The 14,211-nt window shown below is 66.4% G+C and carries 12 protein-coding genes; 6 read left to right on the top strand and 6 right to left on the bottom strand.

Going from position 1 to position 14,211, the window contains the following annotated elements:
• Positions 1-74: 74 nt before the first annotated feature.
• The 4 genes from GGR40_RS05570 (at position 75) to GGR40_RS05555 (ending at position 2,217) form a co-directional block, all read left to right on the top strand.
• A complete protein-coding gene (locus GGR40_RS05570) occupies positions 75-410 on the top strand; it encodes a hypothetical protein (RefSeq protein ID WP_429275170.1) in 336 nt (111 codons plus the stop codon).
• A gap of 63 nt (positions 411-473) precedes the next feature.
• The gene (locus GGR40_RS05565; RefSeq protein WP_429275169.1) at positions 474-1,004 is read left to right on the top strand and encodes a hypothetical protein; all 531 of its coding nucleotides are present in this window, start codon (positions 474-476) and stop codon (positions 1,002-1,004) included.
• On the top strand, positions 902-1,540 hold the full coding sequence (locus GGR40_RS05560) for a JAB domain-containing protein (RefSeq protein ID WP_429275168.1): 639 nt from the start codon (positions 902-904) through the stop codon (positions 1,538-1,540). The genes GGR40_RS05565 and GGR40_RS05560 overlap by 103 nt, the downstream gene beginning before the upstream one ends.
• Before the next feature lie 140 nt (positions 1,541-1,680).
• Positions 1,681-2,217, top strand: coding sequence for a hypothetical protein (locus GGR40_RS05555; RefSeq protein WP_429275167.1), 537 nt, complete (start codon positions 1,681-1,683; stop codon positions 2,215-2,217).
• On the opposite strand, the gene GGR40_RS05550 is transcribed toward GGR40_RS05555, so the two are convergent.
• Positions 2,130-3,242 carry a GGDEF domain-containing protein gene (locus GGR40_RS05550; RefSeq protein ID WP_429275166.1) on the bottom strand — a complete coding sequence of 371 codons (1,113 nt, stop codon included), beginning with the start codon at positions 3,240-3,242 and terminating at the stop codon, positions 2,130-2,132. The two genes, GGR40_RS05555 and GGR40_RS05550, sit on opposite strands and share 88 nt — an antisense overlap.
• A 213-nt stretch (positions 3,243-3,455) precedes the next feature.
• Between GGR40_RS05550 and GGR40_RS05545 the strand changes: the two genes are divergently transcribed.
• Both GGR40_RS05545 and GGR40_RS05540 read left to right on the top strand, forming a co-directional pair.
• Positions 3,456-5,090 carry an alpha-D-glucose phosphate-specific phosphoglucomutase gene (locus tag GGR40_RS05545; protein WP_429275165.1) on the top strand — a complete coding sequence of 545 codons (1,635 nt, stop codon included), beginning with the start codon at positions 3,456-3,458 and terminating at the stop codon, positions 5,088-5,090.
• Positions 5,091-5,206: 116 nt separating this feature from the next.
• Positions 5,207-6,817, top strand: coding sequence for a phospholipase D family protein (locus GGR40_RS05540; RefSeq protein WP_429275164.1), 1,611 nt, complete (start codon positions 5,207-5,209; stop codon positions 6,815-6,817).
• Positions 6,818-6,821: 4 nt separating this feature from the next.
• Here the strand turns inward: GGR40_RS05540 and GGR40_RS05535 are convergent, their stop codons facing one another.
• The 5 genes from GGR40_RS05535 to GGR40_RS05515 form a co-directional block, all read right to left on the bottom strand.
• Positions 6,822-8,192 (bottom strand): efflux transporter outer membrane subunit, encoded by a 1,371-nt coding sequence (locus GGR40_RS05535; protein WP_429275163.1) that lies wholly within the window; start codon positions 8,190-8,192, stop codon positions 6,822-6,824.
• Positions 8,193-8,218: 26 nt separating this feature from the next.
• Entirely contained in the window at positions 8,219-10,168 is a 1,950-nt protein-coding gene (locus tag GGR40_RS05530; protein WP_429275162.1) for a MacB family efflux pump subunit, read from the bottom strand.
• 8 nt (positions 10,169-10,176) lie between these two features.
• Positions 10,177-11,382, bottom strand: a complete 1,206-nt coding sequence (locus tag GGR40_RS05525) for an efflux RND transporter periplasmic adaptor subunit (protein WP_429275161.1) — start codon at positions 11,380-11,382, stop codon at positions 10,177-10,179.
• 93 nt (positions 11,383-11,475) lie between these two features.
• Complete coding sequence (locus GGR40_RS05520) at positions 11,476-12,330, bottom strand: SMP-30/gluconolactonase/LRE family protein (protein WP_429275160.1); 855 nt, start codon at positions 12,328-12,330, stop codon at positions 11,476-11,478.
• A 79-nt stretch (positions 12,331-12,409) separates the two neighbouring features.
• Positions 12,410-14,206 carry an IlvD/Edd family dehydratase gene (locus GGR40_RS05515; protein ID WP_429275159.1) on the bottom strand — a complete coding sequence of 599 codons (1,797 nt, stop codon included), beginning with the start codon at positions 14,204-14,206 and terminating at the stop codon, positions 12,410-12,412.
• Positions 14,207-14,211 lie beyond the last annotated feature (5 nt).

Genomic DNA, 14,211 nt, shown 5'->3' with positions numbered 1-14,211 from the left:
TTTGTCCCGCCCTCCTGAAACCAACTGTGTGATGGGCGCGCCCGCCGAGCCGGGGCCGCGTCAGGGGGACTACCATGTCGATGACCATTGCCGCCGCCACTGCCCGGATCGCCCGCCAGCTTCCCGAGGCCGAACTTTCGCTCGATTCCGCGCTGCTCGCTTCGGCGCGGCTGATGGAATCGATGCTGCTCGCCCGCCAGGCCGACGGTGTTCAGGTCTTCACCGGCCAGACTGCACTGATGCGCCTTGCCAAGGCCCAGCGCACCTTGATCGAAAGCCAGAACGACATGATCCGCGTGCACGAGGAACTGCGTGGCATCGGTCGCGAAGTGAAGGCGATCACCGACGACGAGGGCAGCTGTCCCGAAAAGGGCGCCATCAGCTCGGAGCCTGTTTTGCGCGCTGCCTGACGCGGGCGAGGGCTAACGCATTCCATTGCGCAGGATCGCCGCCGCGAGGGGAAAGGCATCGTCATGCCTGACCTGTCGTGGCTGGCGATCCTGTGGGTGCACAAGGACAAGATCCAGCTTGCCGTCTACGTGCTGCTCTTCCTCTACTGCCTGGTTCGCAGGCTTCCGCAGCCGGAGTGCATCTGCTCCGGACTGCTGGCGGGGATGGGCGTGGTGGACAAGCTGCACCATCTGGCGCTGGGCGGGTCGTTCATCTGGCGCCACACCAATATCGGTCACCTGTTCATCGACGCGGTGGCCATGGCCTGCATGTTCGTCGTCGCGCTCCAGGCCAACCGGGTGTACCCGCTATGGATAGCCGGGGCCCAGATCATCGCGATGTTCGGCCACTTCTACCGTCTGGCGCTGGAGGAGATCAACCGCTTCGCCTACGACGTGATGGCGATAACGCCGTCCTACATCCAGTTCGTGGCGATCGTGCTGGGGGTAGTGTGTCACATGTCGCGGCGCAGGAAGCTGGGCAACTATGCGTCCTGGCGGCGCTTCTGGCCCCCTGCGCCGGACCCGCCGCCCCGGAGGTTGCAAGACAGCTGATCCTGCGCTTCGGGTCGCTGCGCACGCTCTATTCGGCCTCGGCAGAAGCCCTGAGGGATGCGCTGGCGGGGCAGGGCGGCGCGAACCTTGCGGTCGTTGCGGCCATCGTTGCGGCGCGCGATCTGGCAGAGGCCGCCGCGCGTGAGGCCATGCTGGGAGTACCACTCGATACCGGGTCCGAGGCGTTCCGGCGCTATCTGGTCGCACGGCTCGGCAGTCGCCGCGAAGAATGCGTGCTGGTGGTCTTCTGCAACGTGCAGGGGATCTACATCGCCGAGGATTTCTATACCGGGGTGCGGCGCACCGAATGCCTGATCCCGCTGCGGCCCACGGTACGGCGTGCCTTCGACCTTGACGCGCACCGGGTGGTCCTGGCGCATAACCACCCCTCCGGCGCGGCCCGTCCCAGCAGCGACGACATCGCGGCCACCCTGCAGCTGCGCGTCGTCGTCGAGCCGCTGGAGATACGGCTCGACGATCATTGCGTAGTGGCGGGAAACCACGTCGCCAGCATGAAGGCGCTGGGGCTGCTTTAGTGTGGGATTGTCGGACTGCGACGCATTGCCCGAAGGTGTTCTTGATCGCTTTCCCGTTTCGGCTTGAAGCGTTTCTATATCGCGTCGTACATAGTATCTTGCGCGGCGTCTCTCATAGCAACGGTATGGAGCCATCTACCATGACACGGGGCCTAGGATTTCTTCTTTTCGCAACGCTGGGCGCCAGCACTGTCGCCCATGCTGCGCAGCCGACCGAGGAGCATGGCGGCGCTTGCACTACAGCTGCAGCGATCCCTGCGGACCTGACGGGCTGGAGCGCGGCTCATGGCAAGGCAATGGCGGCAGCGAAAGTCGGCGCTATCGCCAGCAAGGCGCTGCTGGTGCAGGGCGTTGCGGCTGAGGTCACCCTCCTGCCTGCATCAAGGGTCGTGTATACAGTGGAACCGCGCAAGCCTGCCAAGGGTGACAATTATGGCGGGCTGCTGGCGTTCGATGTGGCCCGGCCCGGCCGCTATCGCATAGCGCAGAGCGGGCGCTCGTGGGTGGAAGTGATCGTCGATGGCGAGGCGGTCGCATCGGTGGGGCATGGCCATGGGCCGGATTGCTCCGGCATTGCCAAGATGGTGGACTACGATCTGCCGGTTGGGCGCCATTTCCTGCAGATCGCGGGGAACGGCGAAGCGCGTGTGACGGTGATGGTCGCGCCTGTTCGATAAGGATGACCCGAGCGGCGTGGCTTCACGCACCGTGGCAAAAAGCGCTTACCCCAGAACGCAGCGGTTGCGCCCGCCGCGCTTCGCCTCGTAAAGCGGCTCGTCCGCCTTGGCGAGCCACTCTTCGGCCACGGTGATGCTCTGATCCAGGGCAGCAATTCCGAAGCTGGCGGTGATCGCGATGGTGCGGGAAGGCGCCACCACGATGGGCCGCGCCTCCACCGCCGCGCGAAAGCGTTCGGCGGCGGCGAGCGCTTCGGGCACGCCTGTTTCGGGCAGCAGCATGGCGAATTCCTCGCCGCCCACCTGCCCAGCACGTCGGCGGAGCGGCCCGCCTCCTGCAGCGTGGCGGCCAGTTCACGCAGTACCGCGTCGCCCGCCGGATGACCCCAGCTGTCGTTCACCGACTTGAAGTGATCCACGTCGATCAGCACCAGCGAGGCGTCCCGGCCATAGCGGTGGCAGCGGGCGATTTCCTGGTTCACCTTCTCGATGAAGCCGCGCCGGCTGAGGGCGCCGGTCAACTGGTCGCGCTCAGCGATGCGGCGCAGTTCCATCTCGTTGACGACGATGCGCGCAAAGTCGCGCAGGATCGCCACTTCGCCTTCGGTGAATTCGCGCGCCTTGGTGTCCACTGCGCACAAGGCGCCGACGTTGTAACCGTCAGACGTGACCAACGGCACCCCGGCGTAGGCGCGAACGTGCGGATCCTGCATCACCGCCGGATAGTCGGACACCCGGTCATCCTGCGTTGCATCCGGGATCAGCAGCGGCGCGTTGCGCTGGATGGCGTGGGCGCAGAACGATTCGCTGCGCGGAGTTTCCGTGGCGTCCAGACCCTCGATCGCCTTGAACCACTGCCGGTCGCGGTCCACCAGGGTTACGGCGGAGATCGGCACGTGCAACACCGTACGGACAAGGCTGACAATATTGTCAAAGGCCGCCTCGCGCGGGGTGTCGAGAATGGCAAGCCGCTGCAGGGCGGCAAGGCGGGCGGCTTCGTCGACCGGGGCGGATTGTACGTGCATCCGGTAATACTCATGCGGCGCGCCTGTACGCTCGGCGCAGGGTAGGGCTAAGGTATCCTAGGTTGAATACTTATAGGCGGGTTAATGAACCTGCAACGGCAACCGATTGTCGCTCCGGGCATTGCCCAAGCATGATTTGACAATAGACGCGGCGACACGAAAGTGTCGTATCGTGCACACATGCTATCGCAGTATTCCATGGAGACATTCAGCTTGACCCAGATCGTCACGGTCCCGACCACCCCCTACGATGGCCAGGCTCCCGGCACGTCCGGCCTGCGCAAGAAGGTCAAGATTTTCCAGCAGCCCAACTACGCAGAGAACTTCATCCAGTCTGTGTTCGACGTGGTGCAGCCTCAGGCCGGGGCGGTGCTGGTGATCGGCGGCGACGGGCGTTTCCACAACCGCACCGTCATCCAGCAGGCGATCCGCATGGCAGCAGCGAACGGCTATGCGCGCGTGCTAGTGGGGCAGGGCGGCATCCTGTCGACGCCGGCGGCCAGCCACGTCATCCGCAAGTACGGCGCCAGCGGCGGCCTGGTGCTGTCGGCCAGCCATAACCCCGGCGGCCCGGACGAGGATTTCGGCATCAAGTACAATATCGCCAACGGCGGTCCCGCGCCTGAAGGCATCACCAACGCCGTGCATGAGCGTACTGGCACGATCGACCGCTGGCTGACGGTGGAGGCGCCCGACATCGACCTCGACGCCGTGGGCGAGGTGGACGTTGCCGGAACCGTGGTGCAGGTGATCGATCCCGTGGCCGACTATGCCGACCTGATGGAGGAGCTGTTCGACTTCGACGCGATCCGCAAGGTCGTCGCCTCGGGCTTCACCATGCGCATGGATTCGATGAGCGCGGTGACCGGCCCCTATGCTAAGGAAATCCTGGAAGGCCGTCTCGGCTTCGCGCCGGGCACCGTGGTTAATGCCGTGCCGCTTGAGGACTTCGGCGGGCATCATCCCGATCCGAACCTGATCCATGCAAAGGATCTCTACGACTTGATGATGTCGCCGGACTCGCCCGATCTTGGCGCGGCGTCGGACGGCGATGGCGACCGCAACCTCATCATCGGGCGCGGACGGTTCATCACGCCGTCGGATTCGCTGGCGATGCTGGCCGCCAACATAGAGATCGCGCCGGCCTATCGCGGGCGGCTGGCGGGCATCGCGCGCTCCATGCCGACCAGCGCCGCCGCCGATCGCGTGGCCGAAGCGCTGGGCGTCCCCGTCTTCGAGACGCCCACCGGCTGGAAGTTCTTCGGCAACCTGCTTGATGCGGGACAGGTCACCATCTGCGGCGAGGAAAGCGCGGGCACCGGGTCTGACCATGTGCGCGAGAAGGACGGGCTTTGGGCGGTGCTGCTGTGGCTCAACATCCTGGCGGTGCGCGGCATCAGCGTTGACGACCTCGCGCGCGAACACTGGGCACGCTACGGGCGCAACTACTACGCACGGCACGATTACGAAGGCATCGCCAGCGAAGGCGCGAACGCGCTGATGGATGGCCTGAGGGCGCAACTGGCAACGCTGCCGGGCAAGACTTTCGGGCCGCTGACGGTGAGCCACGCGGACAGCTTTTCCTACACCGATCCGGTCGATGGTTCGGTCAGCGCCAACCAGGGCATCCGCGTCCTGTTCGAGGACGGCAGCCGTATCGTGCTGCGCCTGTCCGGCACCGGTACGCAAGGGGCGACCCTTCGCGTGTACCTCGAACGCTACGAGCCGCGCTTCGGGAACCTCGACGCGGAAACGGCCGCGATGCTGGAGCATCAGATCGCGGCGGCGGAAGCGATCGCGGGGATCGAGGCGCACACCGGCAGGACCGCTCCGAACGTGATCACCTGAGGGCGTCAGGGGCGATTGGTCCGCAAGCCCGCTCCCCAGCTTGAAACAAGTTGGGCGTGCCGGGGTTAAAAAGGAGCGGTGGGCCGTCTTATCAGATGTTTAGGGGAGAACCAGGCATGCAGCAGTGGCTCAAGGGGTTGCTGGCCCCCGGCCTGGTGCTGGCGGCGGTGGCGGCTGCAGGTTTCGGGCTGCACCGGGCCAACCGTTTGCCCCGCCGCCGAGCCCGCCGCAGATCCCGGCCGCCGCACGCAAGCGATAGCAAGCTGGCGCGGACCGCGCGTGAGCGGGCGGCCCGCCATCCGGGGCTGTCGGGGTTGCACCTGCTGTCGGACGGGGTCGATGCCTTTGCGGCGCGCTACCTTCTGGCGCAGGCGGCGGAGCGGACGCTCGACCTGCAATACTACATTTGGCACGGCGACCGCACCGGCACGCTGCTGCTGGAAGCAGTCCACGCCGCCGCCCAGCGCGGCGTGCGGGTGCGGCTGCTGCTGGACGACAACGGCATCGCCGGGCTTGACCGGATCCTGTCGGCGTTGAACGATCATCCCAACATCGAAGTGCGGATCTTCAACCCGTTCCGCATCCGCTATCCCAAGTCGATCGGCTTCCTTGTCGATTTCGGGCGGCTCAACCGGCGGATGCACAACAAGAGCTTCACCGTGGACGGTGCCGTCACCATCGTCGGCGGGCGTAACGTCGGAGACGAATATTTCGGCGCGGGAGACGGCGGGCTGTTCGCCGATCTGGATGTGCTGGCGATGGGCCCGGTCGCGGCGGAGGTTGAGGCGGATTTCGAGCGCTACTGGTCCAGCGATTCCGCCTACCCGGCGCGGCAGATCCTGCCGATCCTAGGACGAAGGCAGCGCCGAAAGCTGACCACGCGCGCGTCGGTGGTGGAACGCGATGCGTCCGCCCGCCGCTATGTCGACCGCCTGCAAAGCCTGCCGCTGGTACGCGAGGCGACCGAAGGCACGCTCGATCTGGAGTGGGCGCAGGTCCGCATGATCAGCGACGATCCCGCCAAAGTCGTGCACGACATGGACGAGGCGGATCTGCTGGCAGGCAAGCTGGACGGTGCGATCGGCAAGCCCCGGCGCGAACTGGCGATCGTCTCGGGCTATTTCGTGCCGGGCGAACAGGGAAGTGCGCAGCTGGAAGCGCTGGCGGGCGAGGGCGTGAAGGTCACGGTGCTGACCAACGGCTATTCCGCCACTGACGTGGCGCTGGTCCATGCGGGATATGCGCCCTGGCGCCGTCGGCTGCTGCGTGCGGGCGTGCGCCTGTTCGAGACGGCGGCGACGGTGCGCGATGCGCCCAGCAGGAGGGAACGGCGCAAAGGCAACCGGCTGGGCATCGGCAGTCGCCTGCGCCCGACCGGCAGCGGATCTTTCGCCGCGCTGCGTTCGGGCGCATCGACCATCCATGCCAAGACCATCACCGCCGACCGGGAGCGGCTGTTCGTCGGCTCGTTCAACTTCGATCCGCGTTCGCTGCGGCTCAATACCGAGATGGGCTTCGTGATCCACAGTCCTTTGCTGGCGGAGCATGTCGCCGACGCGTTCGAGACGATCATCCCGGATGCCGCCTACGAGGTGACCCTTGATGCGCAGGACCGCCTGCGCTGGACCTGCGATGGCGACGAAACCACGCAGGAACCCGGGATGGGCGCGCTGGCCGGTCTGATGATCGGCATTGCGCAGCGTCTACCGATTGGCTGGCTGCTCTGACGTCTCAGATCCCGGTCGGCTGGCCGCCAAGCGCCTGATAGACCTGCACTTGCGCAACAAGGCCGTTGTAGCGGTTCTGGATCAGGCCGCTGCGCGCGCTGCGGGCGCGCTCCTGTGCGTCCAGCCAGCTGCGCAGCGGGATCAGGCCCGCGCGATACTGCCGCTCGTACAGCGCCTCGGCATCGACCGCGGCATCGTAGTTGGCCTGTGCGAACCGGGCCTGCCGGATGTACTGGTCGCGCGCCGACAGGGCGATCTGGGTGTCGCGAAGGGCATCGTAGAAGGTCGTGCGGAAATCCTGCACGGCGATGTCGTAATCCGCCCGCGCCACGCCGGTCGCCAGCCGCACCTTGGCCGGGTTCAGCTCCGCCAGCGACAGCGCGCCGCCAAGGCTGGCGACGGGATTGGTGAAGAACTTGAGCAGTGACGAACTGGCCGTGCCCAGCGCGCCGGTCAGGCTGAATGTGGGATAGTACCCCGCCACCGTGGCATCGCTCGTCGCCAGGGTGGAGCGCAGGCGCAGTTCGGCAGCGGCAAGGTCCGGGCGGCGGGCCAGCAGCGATGCGGGAACGCCTGCCGTGATGCCGGGCAGGTCGGCCTGCGGCAGCGTGCGCGGTTCGTCGCCCGCATGGTCCTGCTGCGCCAACAGGGCGGCCAGGGTCTTGAGCGCCTCTACCCGTGCCTGCACCAGCTGCGTCTGGGATGATTCCTGCGCCGCCACCGTCTGCTGGGCGTCACGCAGTTCCAGCCGCGACACCGCGCCCGCATCGTACTGCCGCTGCACCAGCGCCAGGGCCCGGCGCACGTAGGCAAGGCTCTGTTCGCCCAGCGCAATCTGCTCGTTGGCATAGCCCAGCTGCCACCACGTCTGGACGGTGGTGCCGATCAGCGCCAGCCGGGTTTCGGCCAGATCCTGCGCGGTGGCGTGCGCTTCCCATCGGGCGGCGTCCGCCTGCGCATCGAGCCGCCCGAACAGGTCGATCTCCCACGAGGCATTGAGCGAGGCGGCGCTGCCCTTGTTCCATGGCGTGCCGCCGTCCAGCGCCTTGGAAGCATCGGAGGACAGGCCAGCTGACAGGCTGGGCAGCAGGGCCTGCCGCGCAAGGTCCGAAGACAGCCGCGCCCGCTTCAGGCGCAGGCCTGCGGCGGCAAGGTTCGGGTTCGCGGCCAGTACTCGGTCGACCACGGAAGTGAGAGCGGGGTCCGCAAAGGCGTTCCACCACAGGCTGCCCGGTCGCGCGGGATCGCCAAGCGGGGTCGCGTCCCAGGCAGCGGCGACCGGTAAAGGTGGCGGCGCATAGTGCGAGCGGGTGACGCTGCCGCAGCCGGCGGTGATCGGCAGGACAGCGAGGACGGCAAGCAGGCGGCTTCGCATGTGGGAGCGCTGGGATAAGGGCACGATCAGTCTCTCGAAAGGGCGTCGACCGGGTCGAGCGCCGCCGCCCGGCGCGCGGGCAGAAAGCCGAACACGACACCGATCAGGGTGGAACAGGCGAACGCCGCGACGATCGATGTCGTCGAATAGGCCATCGCAAAGTCGGAAGCGAGGTAGGAGAACACCACGCCGACCGCCAGCGACAGCCCGACGCCGATCACGCCGCCGATCAGGCAGACCAGGATCGCCTCTATCAGGAACTGCTGCAGGATGTCGGACTGGCGCGCGCCCACGGCCATGCGCACGCCGATCTCCGCGGTGCGTTCGGTGACCGAGACGAGCATGATGTTCATCACCCCGATCCCGCCGACGATGAGCGAAATCACGGCGATCGCCGCGACCAGCAGGGTCATCGTCTGCGTGGCGCTGGTGATGGTCTGGCGGATGTCGTCGGAATTGCTGATGAAGAAGTCCACCGTGCCGTGCCGCTGGGTCAGCAACTGCGTCACCGCGTCCTGCGCCGCCGACGTGGATACGTTGTCGCTGATGCGCACGGTGATGCTGGAGACGTAGCTCTGCCCCAGCATCCGGCTCATCGCGGTGGTGTAGGGGACGTAGGCGGTCAGGCTGTCGCTACCGCCGAAACCCTGCTGCTGCGTGCCGACGACGCCGACGATCCGCACCGGAACCTTGCCCAGCAGCACGACTTTGCCCAGCGGATCCTCGCCATCGGGGAACAGGGTCTTCTGCGTGTTCTCGTCGATGACCGCATCCTGCTCCAGGCGGCGCACCGCCTGCGTATCGAACAGCCCGCCCGCGATCAGTTTCAGCCCGCGCACGCGGAAATAGTCGGCGCCCACGCCGCTGACCTGTGCGGTCGCGGCGACGTTGCGGTAGCGCGCGGTGACGCTGGTAGAGACGCTGGGCGTCACGCTGTCGATGTAGGAAAGCTGGCCCAGCGCTTCGGCGTCGCTGTCCTTCAGGGTCTGGATCTTGCCCGATCGCATGTCGCCGAAGCTCTTGCCGGGGTAGACGGTCAGGGTGCTGGTGCCGAGGCCCGATATGTCGGACAGGATTTTGGCCTGCGATCCGTTGCCCAGCGCCACCACCGACACGACCGAGGCGATGCCGATGATGATGCCCAGCATCGTCAGGAACGTGCGCAGCTTGTGGGCCGACATGGCCAGCACGGCCATGCGGAACGCCTCTCGGAAGCGGTCGGCCAGCTGTCCGAAGCCGCTGGCGCCGACCGGGGGCGGGGCCAGCGCGCGCGCGGGTTTCGCGTCGGCGGAGTGGCGGTCGGCGATGATCTCGCCATCGCGGATCTCGATGATCCGCTCTGCATGTTCGGCCACCTTCATGTCGTGAGTGACGATGATGACGGTGTGGCCCTCTGCGTGCAGTTCACCCAGGATCGCCATCACTTCCACGCCGCTGGCGGAATCGAGTGCGCCGGTCGGTTCGTCGGCGAAGATCACCTCGCCGCCGTTCATCAGCGCCCGGGCGATGGAGACGCGCTGCTGCTGGCCGCCCGAAAGCTGGCCGGGACGATGGCCCGTGCGTTCGCCCAAGCCCAGTCGGGCAAGGATTTCCCCGGCACGACCGGCGCGTTCGCCGCGCGGCTTGCCGGCGTAGATGGCGGGCACTTCGACGTTGCCCAGCGCGGTCAGGTCGGTCAGCAGGTGATAGCGCTGGAAGATGAAGCCGAAATGTTCGCGCCGCAGCGCCGCCAGTTCATCCGGTTCCAGCTTCGCGGTATCGCGGCCATTGACGCGGTAGGAGCCGGACGTGGGCCGGTCCAGGCAGCCCAGGATGTTCATCAGTGTCGACTTGCCCGAACCGGACTGGCCGACGATGGCGACCATCTCGCCTGCGTTGATGGTCAGGTCGATGTCCTTCAGCGCGGCGAACACGCCGTCGCCGGACGGATACTCGCGCCGGACATGCGAGAGCGAGAGGAGGGGGGTGACGTCCATCTTCGCGCTCAGAATCCCGGCGGGCCCATCCGCCTGCGACCGCGTCCGGAGGATTCGCCGTCCGCCTTCGCTTCGCCGATGACGACCGCCTCGCCCTCCTTCAGGCCGGAGACGACTTCGACGTTGACGTTGTTATTGAGGCCCACCTTCACCTGACGGTTTTCGATGGCGCCATCGTCGGTCTTTACGCGCACGGTATACGTGCTGCCCTTGGCTCTGGCGCCCAGCGCGGTCGCAGGAATGATCAGGGCATTGGCGCGGCGGTCCAGCACGATGGTGACCTTGGCGGTCATCAGGGCGCGCAGGCGGTTGTCCTCGTTCGGTACTTCGAACAGCGCGTTGTAATAGATGGCGGTGGATGTGGAACTGCTGGAGGACGAACTGCTGGAGGTGCTGTTCACTTCGTCTACGATCGATTCGGGCGCCGGTTCGATCATCCGCAGCTTGGCCTCATACCGCTTGTCGGGATCGCCCAGGATCGTGAAGTAGACCGGCAGGTTCGGCCTGACGTTGATGACGTCCGCTTCGGACACTTCGGCCTTGATCGTCATGACGTCCAGCTTGGCCAGGATGACGATGGTTGGTGCGGACTGGTTGGAGTTGACCGTCTGTCCCTGCTTGGTCACCACCGCCACCACCACACCGTCCATCGGTGCGGTGATCTTGGTGAAGCCCAGCTGCACTTCGGCGGTGTTCACGCTGACGGCGGCGGCGCGAATCTGTGCCTGCAGCGCGTCGTAGCTTGCCTGCGCCGATTGCAGCTCCTGCCGCGCCGTTTCGAAGTCCTGCTGCGATGTTGCTTCCCCTGCGCCAAGCGCCTTCTGCCGGTTGAAGGCCAACTGCGTGCGCGCCAGCGTGGCCTTGGCGCCCGCCAGCTGCGCCTGCGCATTGGCAAGGTCTGCGCGGGCGGTGTCGAGGCTGTTGGTGGCGGTGCGCGGGTCGATGCGGCCGATCAGGTCACCCTGGTGCACCACGTCCCCCACCGCCACGTTCAGCTGATCGAGCCGCCCCGACACCTGCGCGCCGACGCTGACCAGTTCCTTGGGTTCCAGCGTGCCGGTAGCCTCCACGGTGCGTTCCAACGCCCCGCGCGTGACTTTCACCGTGGCAACGTCAGGCTCGGCCGGGGCGGAAAGGAACAGCTTCCATACGAGGAGGAGGACAAGGGCGCCGAGAACGACGCCGCCGATCACGATACGACGGGTAGTGAACATATGGCCCGATATGCCGGGCGGATCGGCGGCGCGTAAGCACCATTTTCGTAGCAATGTGTAATTTTGTGCATCGCGCCGGGACGACGCATGCGGTTATCCGGCGTAGACGCCCGCAGGATTGCCGGTCACGCCGGCATCGACTTCGAACAGCGCGCCGTCGAACTCCGAGTCCGGCAGGTCCTTCGCGGCGGAAGTCACGAACATGCGGTCCAGCTTATCGCCAGCGAAGGCGATGTTGGTGATACGACGGGCGGGCAGTTCGATAGAACGGTCGCGGGTGCCATCGGGGGCGAAGCGGCTGATGCGGCCGCCGTCCCAGTGCGCCACCCACAGGAAGCCCTCGGCATCGGTGGTCATGCCGTCCGGGTAGCCGTCCTCCTCGGTGAAGCGGGCGAAGACCTCGCGCGCGCCAACGCCTTCGCCCTCGATCGGGAAGCGGTAGATCGTGCGGCGGCCGGAATCGGTGTGATACAGCCAGTTGCCACAGGGGGAGAACGCCGGGCCGTTGGTCACCGTATAGTCGGAGTCGATCAGCTGCCATTCGCCTGATGGAGACAGGCGATAGAACGACCCGGAGACCGCGTCCTCGCTCATGTCCATCGTGCCGCACCAGATGGCGCCGTGGCGGTCGGCCTTGCCGTCGTTCATGCGGTTGCCGGGCAGGTGGGGCTCGGGGTCGGAACGATCGCCCACCGTCAGTGGATCGAGCGAGATCGGCGCGGCCCCGTCGCGGAAACCGCCGATGAGGCCGCCTGTGGCACGTTCAGCCACCCAGCCGAGCGGCGCGGGCATGTCCCAGCGCTGGATGCTGCCATCCGCCAGCGTCAGCCGGTTGAGGGCGGGAGCGAGAATATCGACCCAGTAGAACGCACCGTCGCGTGCGCTCCACAAAGCGCCCTCGCCAAGGGTATCGCGCACGTTGCGTTCGATCTTGCGCCAGAGGGTCATGCGATCTCTCTCCCGTAATCGTTATGTTTCAACGAACGTCCGTCATTCCCGCGTAAACGGGAATGACGGACCCGTTCGATCAGTGATTGTCGCGCGGCAGGCCCATGGTCTGGGCGATGCGCTGGTACTTTTCCGCACCTTCCAGAATCGCGCCGGTGTCCATCTGGCCCACGAGGGCGCGCTGGATTTCCTGCCACGGGGTCTGCGATGCGGGGTACTTGTAGCCGCCATCAGCTTCCAGCGCGGCGCGGCGTGCGGCCATTTCCTCGTCGGAGATGAGCACGTCGACCTTGCCGGCCTTCAGATCCATGCGCACACGGTCGCCGGTCTTGAGCAGCGCCAGACCGCCCATCGCGGCCGCTTCGGGCGACGCATTGAGGATCGAGGGGCTGCCGCTGGTGCCCGACTGGCGACCGTCGCCAATGCAGGGCAGGGCGCTGACACCTTCGGTGATGAGGTACGCGGGCGGACGCATGTTCACGACTTCAGCTGCGCCAGGATAGCCGATCGGCCCGGCACCGCGCATGAACATCAGCGTGTCGGCGGTGATGCCCATCGCCGGATCGTCGATGCGGTGGTGATAGTCTTCGGGGCCGTCGAACACGATCGCCGGGCCTTCGAAGGCTTCCGGATCCTCGGGGTTCGACAGGTAGCGGTCGCGGAACTCCTTGGAGATCACGCTGGTCTTCATGATCGCTGCATCGAACAGGTTGCCCGACAGCACCAGGAAGCCCGCTTCCTCGACCAGCGGCTGGTCGAAGGTCTTGATGACCTTGTCGTCCTCGATCGTCGCGTCGCGGCAGTTGTCGCCGATGGTCTTGCCGTTGACGGTCAGCGCGCCCTCCTTGATGAGGCCCTGACCGATCAGCTGCGCGACCACTGCGGGGACGCCGCCGGCGTGATAGTAGTCTTCGCCCAGGTATTCACCGGCGGGCTGCAGGTTCACCAGCAGCGGGATCTTGTGGCCGTAGGTTTCCCAGTCCTTGAGCGGCAGTTCCACGCCGACATGGCGGGCCAGCGCTGCAAGGTGGATCGGCGCGTTGGTCGAACCGCCGATGGCGGCGTTGGTGACGATCGCGTTGTGGAACGCGTCGAGCGTCAGGATGTCCGAGGGCTTGAGGTCTTCACGCACCATGTCCACGATGCGCTTGCCGGTGTGGTAGGCGCATTCCTGGCGATCACGGTAAGGCGCGGGGATCGCAGCCGAACCCGGCAGCATCATGCCCAGCGCTTCGGCGAGCGAGTTCATCGTCGTCGCCGTGCCCATGGTGTTGCAATAGCCGGTCGAGGGCGCGGAGGATGCGACGAGCTTGATGAAGCCGTCCGCGTCCAGTTCGCCCGCCGCCATCATCTGGCGGCCCTTCCACACGATGGTGCCCGAACCGGTGCGTTCGCCCTTGTGCCAGCCGTTCAGCATCGGGCCGACCGACAGCGCGATCGCCGGGATGTTGACGGTGGCGGCAGCCATCAGCATCGCCGGGGTCGTCTTGTCGCAGCCGGTGGTCAGCACCACGCCGTCCAGCGGATAGCCGTACAGCGCCTCCACCAGACCAAGGTACGACAGGTTGCGGTCAAGGCCGGCGGTCGGGCGCTTGCCGGTTTCCTGGATCGGGTGGACCGGGAATTCCAGCGCGATGCCGCCCGCCTCGCGGATGCCTTCACGGATGCGCTCAGCCAGCACCAGATGGTGGCGGTTGCACGGCGACAGGTCGCTGCCCGACTGGGCGATGCCGATGATCGGCTTGCCCGAACGCAGTTCCTCAAGGCTGAGGCCGAAGTTCAGGTATCGCTCCAGGTAGAGCGAGGTCATGTCGATGTTGTCGGGATTGTCGAACCAGGCGCGCGAGCGCAGCTTGGGAGCAGAGTTTTCGGTCATGGTTG

This window comes from Novosphingobium gossypii, from assembly GCF_050433305.1.
Classification (GTDB): domain Bacteria; phylum Pseudomonadota; class Alphaproteobacteria; order Sphingomonadales; family Sphingomonadaceae; genus Novosphingobium; species Novosphingobium gossypii.
Note: the sequence above shows the minus strand (reverse complement) of the source record. Positions and strands in the feature narration are given on the sequence as shown.